Annotated in this window: 4 protein-coding genes; 2 read left to right on the top strand and 2 right to left on the bottom strand. The window is 56.7% G+C overall.

Going from position 1 to position 5323, the window contains the following annotated elements; all coding sequences use genetic code 11:
- The coding region (locus tag D8V06_RS15795; RefSeq protein ID WP_130931273.1) for an FKBP-type peptidyl-prolyl cis-trans isomerase N-terminal domain-containing protein at positions 1-473 on the bottom strand (473 nt) is incomplete at its 3' end.
- Between the two features lie 266 nt (positions 474-739).
- Between D8V06_RS15795 and D8V06_RS15790 the strand changes: the two genes are divergently transcribed.
- Both D8V06_RS15790 and D8V06_RS15785 read left to right on the top strand, forming a co-directional pair.
- Positions 740-2548 carry a di-heme-cytochrome C peroxidase gene (locus D8V06_RS15790; protein WP_130905271.1) on the top strand — a complete coding sequence of 603 codons (1809 nt, stop codon included), beginning with the start codon at positions 740-742 and terminating at the stop codon, positions 2546-2548.
- The gene (locus D8V06_RS15785; RefSeq protein ID WP_130905270.1) at positions 2545-3723 is read left to right on the top strand and encodes a catalase family protein; all 1179 of its coding nucleotides are present in this window, start codon (positions 2545-2547) and stop codon (positions 3721-3723) included. Before D8V06_RS15790 ends, D8V06_RS15785 begins: the two co-directional genes overlap by 4 nt.
- Here the strand turns inward: D8V06_RS15785 and D8V06_RS15780 are convergent.
- Positions 3712-5082, bottom strand: coding sequence for a hypothetical protein (locus D8V06_RS15780; RefSeq protein WP_130931272.1), 1371 nt, complete (start codon positions 5080-5082; stop codon positions 3712-3714). The two genes, D8V06_RS15785 and D8V06_RS15780, sit on opposite strands and share 12 nt — an antisense overlap.
- Positions 5083-5323 lie beyond the last annotated feature (241 nt).

Here is a 5323-nt window from a genome sequence, read left to right as displayed (position 1 = left end):
ACGGTGCCATTGGTCAGCTTGCCGGTGTAGTGAACGGTCACTACATCAGTCGGCTTGGGCTGAGCGCCATCGGCTTTCTTTTCCACTTCGTACTGCAAGCCCGAAGCGGTGGTCACTACGCCAGCTTTCTTGGCGTTCTCTTCGAGGAATTTCTTGCCGGCGGCTGCCGACTCTTCGCTCATTTTGGCCATGCGCTCTTCGGCACGCTTTTGCAGTGCGGCGAACGCTTCAACCAACTCTTCGTCTTTGAGTTTCTGTTCTTTTTTGCCGACGGCATCTTCGATGCCCTGGGCTACGGCTTTGGAGTCCAGGTCATCCATGCCTTCCTGAGCCAGGCTTTTGCCCATGTTCAGGCCAATGCCGTAGGAAGCTTTTTGCGCCGGGGTTTTCAGCTCTACGCTGGTCTGCGAGTCGCAACCCGCGAGTACCAGGCCAACCAGGGCAACCGCCGCTGCCAACCGATGCTGTTTCATGCTATTTCCTTGTTCATGCGCCGAAAGGGCAATCGAGTAAAGCCGCGAGCTTATCAGGCCGCCACGACCAATGGCTACCGGCATGAGAGCAAGAGTTTTACGATAAGTTCAGGTGTTTAAACGCTTTTGCAGTTGAGCAAGATGAAACTTCTGTCAGATTGATCTGAAGGAGGCAGTTCTGCCCTGATGACATATGGCGTAATGGCCTCTTGCCGCTAATTGGCCACTCAGGCATAACGGGCGAAAAATCGACAAGGATGTTCATCTTGCGCCTCCTCCTCCGCTTGCTGATTGTGGTCGTTTTTCTGTTGGTGGCTGGGCTGGCCGTGGTTCTGTATTACATCGCCAACCCCAAATTGCCCTTCCATTCGCCAGTGCAGCAAGTGCATTACCTGGATCAGTGGAGTGCCGAGGAACGGCAAACCTATTACTTCACGCCTCAGGGCACACAGGTCAAAGGCCTGCGCTACGAGTGGTTCCAAGCCCTCGAACTGCCGTTCTCGCAACAGCGTTTCGCCTCACCGCAATACCTCGCTCGCTTTGGATTTCTGATTGATCCCCAGCAAAAAGCCACGCCGAACAATCCCGGCAACTTGCCGGTAGGCTTCACCCGGCACCGAAACCCCGGAAGTTCGGAGCAATATCTGGACATAACTTGCGCCGCTTGCCACACCGGTGAACTGCGGTTAAACGGCCAGGCGGTGCGCATCGATGGTGGCTCGGCGCAACATGTTTTGCCTTCCAGCGTTCCTACGTTGCGCGGCGGGAGTTTCGGACAGGCATTGGTCGCCAGCCTGACATCTACCTACTACAACCCTTGGAAGTTCGAGCGTTTCGCCCGCCAAGTACTGGGCGAAAACTACGATGCTGCTCATGCGCAACTGCGCAGGGACTTCAAAAACTCGCTGAACACGTTCCTCAAGGTCGCCTGGAACGATACCCATCGCGGTCTCTACCCCACCGAGGAAGGTCCTGGCCGCACCGATGCTTTTGGCCGAATTGCCAATGCAACCTTCGGAGACGCCATTTCCCCGACCAACTATCGCGTCGCCAACGCCCCGGTGGATTATCCACAGCTATGGGACATGTGGACGTTCGACTGGGTGCAATGGAACGGGTCGGCGCAACAGCCGATGGCACGCAATATCGGTGAGGCGCTGGGCGTCGGCGCAACCTTGAGTTTCTTCGACGCCAACGGCCAGCCCCTGCAAGGCGACGAGCGCTACGCCTCCAGCGTCCGCGTGCGCGACCTGCATGCGATCGAAGAAACCCTGCAGCGCCTGAAACCACCCACCTGGCCGCAAGCCCTGTTCGGCATTGTCGATAAACCGCTCGCAGCCAGGGGCCGCACACTGTTTGCCGAAAATTGCGCCGGCTGCCATGTCCCGCACAAGACTCAGGAAGGTGAGCGCTGGGTGCAACGTTTGCACATGCTGCCAGTGGACTTCATCGGTACGGATCCGAGCGCGGCGAACAATATCGCCAACCACCGATTTGATTTGACCGCCCTGCAATGGAACCTGGCAGAGCTGGAGCAGATGGACGTGAAGTTGCACCCCACGCCCAAGGAACCGCTGGACTTGAGTCAGCTATCGGTAGCCAGGGGCCTGGCTTATGTCACCGCGCTCGTCGAAAAGCGCGCTTATCGTGAAGCCGATGTCACTGCCCAAGAGAAGCCTCGGCTCGATGGCTTCGGCCTGCCTATCGGCGTTCGCGAAAAGGTCGCTTACAAGGCTCGCCCACTGGCAGGGGTTTGGGCGACTGCCCCGTTTTTGCACAACGGCTCGGTTCCCACCCTTTATCAATTGTTGTCGCCTCAAGATGAGCGATCCACCACGTTCTACAAAGGCACCTTCGAATACGATCCGCGGCATTTGGGTTATCGCACAGAAGCGTTCACCAATGGCTTCCTGTTCGATACCCGCATCACCGGCAACCACAACAGCGGCCATGAATTCCGCGCCGGCAAGCGCGGCAGAGGTGTCATTGGCCGACTGCTGTTACCCGAAGAGCGCTGGGCGCTGCTGGAGTACCTGAAAGTGTTGGGCGGCCCGCTGGAGGCGCAACTGCCATGATCATGACCACCTTCAAGAAGGATCTGCCACTGCTTGCCAGGGTGTGGTTGCGCCTGGGCCGATTGCTCGGCAAGTGCTTGCTGATCGCGCTCGGCATCGGCCTGCTGATCTGGGCTCTGACTACTGCGTGGTTCGTCTGGCAGCACCGTGGACCGGTTTCTGCACTGGAACAGATTCCGGACGGCGAATCAGCCATGACCCAGGACGTGATCCAGACCGCTGTGCGCATCGTCGACCAGCACCGTGAGAGCACCCGTTATCTGCGCGACGCCCACGCCAAGGCACATGGCTGTGTCAAAGCCCAAGTGCAGGTGTTGCCGCAACTGGCGCAGGAACTGCGTCAGGGTGTATTCAGTGAGCCGGGCAAGGTCTGGCAGGCCACCCTGCGTTTTTCCAACGGCAATGCCTATCCGCAGTTCGACAGCATGCGCGATGCCCGAGGCATGGCGATCAAGTTGCTCGATGTTGCGGGTACGCCGCTGCTTGCTGACCGGCAGGGGCAGCATGAACAGGACTTTGTGATGTTCAGCCATCCGAATTTCTTTGTCAGCGATGTTGCCGAGTATCGGCAGAATGTCGCGGCTCAAGCCAATGGGCAAAAAATCATGGCGTTTTTTCCGGGATGGGATCCGCGAACCTGGCAGGTCCGCCACCTGTTCATTGCGCTGGCAACGCTGTCCCCGCCGCCAGAAAGCCCGACGCAAAGCACTTACTTCTCTGTATCGCCGTACAAGTTCGGCGAGGCGAATGCGAAGTTTCGGGTGAGGCCGGATCCGGATAATTGCCCGACATACGTTTTACCCAGGCAAAACCGCGATCTGCCGAACTTTCTGCGCAATGCTCTTAACCAGCAATTGTCCACCGACCGGGTGCCGGCCTGCTTTGCCTTGCAGATCCAGCGCCAGGATGCGAACAAGTACATGCCGATCGAGGACACCAGCATCGAATGGCGTGAACAGGATTCCCCGTTCGAAACGGTGGCACGGATCACTTTGCCGCCTCAGGATTTCGATACGCCTGCGCAGAATCTGCAATGCGACAACCTTTCGTTCAATCCGTGGTTCGGGCTTGAGGCGCACCGCCCCATCGGTGGAATCAATCGGCTGCGCAAAGCTGTTTATGAGGCGGTCAGTGACTATCGACACAGTCGCAATGCCGAGTCTTCATTGCGCTGACTCGTCCCCCATGATCACAGTTGCCGTAGGAGCCAGGACCCTGCCCTTTGCCCAGACATCGCCAGGATAAAGGACGCTCAGGGTTCCGGCAGCCGCCAGCCGATCGACAAACGCCTGCACACGCATCTCACCGCTCAGAATCTTCTGTTCGAAATCTTGATAGTCAGCGTTTTGGGGATCCAACTGCGCCATCAGGTTTTGCAGCTTTTCGGGTTCCGGTTTGGAGAATCGCAAAACAGCCCCACTCGGCGTACACAGAAATACCCGATGATGCGGTGCGACGATAAATCGGCTTAACCCGGTGCGCAGATCATTGGCAGAGAAAAAGTTTTTATACAGCTGCACTTCCTGCGCGGGCAGCCTGTCATCAGCGATAGTTTTCATGGAGTGATAGAAGCCATGAATCCGAAACTGTGCCGGCAGCAGCACGTTTGCCTGGGGCCCCTTGGGAAAGATAGTGTGCCGGTCAAAACTGGCGTAATCGCTCGCCACCGGTGCGGTGACGACAAAAACGTCCTGAGTTTTATGCTTGAGAATGATGCCGACGTGCTGCTGCAGGTGCGATAACTTGAGCATCTGTTCATGAAGATAATGAGCCACAGCACTGACAGCCTTTAGAACCGGACCACAGACAGGCATCAACTCGATTGGCGGATTATGTTGCAGTATGTCGTTTCTCCAACTGGCTTTGAGCCTGCCCCTGCGCCTCCAGAGACTACCGGCTACCACAGTGGTTACCTCACCCGCCGCAATCGCCAGCAAAATCAGAACACTGCTCGGGATTGCACCTCTTTCATACAAACTCTCGAAGTTTTGCGGTCTCCCGTCAGGTTTTAGCTGAAGCCTTGGCGACAACTCCTTCTCGAAGTCGGAAAGGCTTGAGGTGTAGGCAATAAGCCCGCCATCACTGGCCGACAGATAACACCTGGAATATTGACGTCGCGAAGACATGACCGCGTGCAAATCAGCAACCGAATGGAAAAGGTTGCGCTGGTTCCACTCTACGGCGCTTTCGTCGAAACCTTTTGCTTTGTCGACGCGGGAGACCAGGCTCGCTTCAAGGGAATAGCCGCTGGGCACTTCCATCTCACCGAGAAGATTCACGGCTACGGTTAACGGGAAATCGCGGGGGAGTTCTGTGTCAGCAAGTTCATCGGCGCTCTTCACTTCCAGGGCACAATAAAAGCGCCCTTCCGTGTTTTTGAGGATGAAGCCGGTGAATTCGGTACTTCGCCGACCTTTCAACGACTCATGCATGAAGGCCGCTGCGTCATCACAGGTCAGAAAAGCCGGATTCGATCCTGCTGCCGGAGCGGCAGCCGATGACGAAACAATAGTTTCAGGAGGGAGGGTATTCATGTTTTCAGTCTCTCGGTAGATATCGAACACTTCCCATGACTGTCATGGAAACGTTGCCCATCATCCGAAAGCTGCGTGCCTTGCAGGCACTACATAGTTATATACACAGAATTGCCAAACGCCAGACAGCAAAAAGCCCGCATAAAGCGGGCTTCTTGTGTGGTGACCTGGCGTTCAGTGTTCCAAGTTACCGAATATGGCGCAGCGGACGGGACTCGAACCCGCGACCCCCGGCGTGACA

Origin of the sequence: Pseudomonas sp. Sample_24, assembly GCF_004307605.1 — a bacterium.
Lineage (GTDB): Bacteria > Pseudomonadota > Gammaproteobacteria > Pseudomonadales > Pseudomonadaceae > Aquipseudomonas.
The sequence above is the reverse complement of the archived record's forward strand: the minus strand, read 5'-3'. Positions and strand labels throughout refer to the sequence as shown.

What these genes read in the sequence shown, in the direction of transcription:
- D8V06_RS15785 (WP_130905270.1), top strand. Translation starts at nt 2,545, where the DNA reads ATGATCATGACCACCTTCAAGAAGGATCTGCCACTGCTTGCCAGGGTG.
- D8V06_RS15780 (WP_130931272.1), bottom strand. Translation starts at nt 5,082, where the DNA reads ATGAATACCCTCCCTCCTGAAACTATTGTTTCGTCATCGGCTGCCGCT.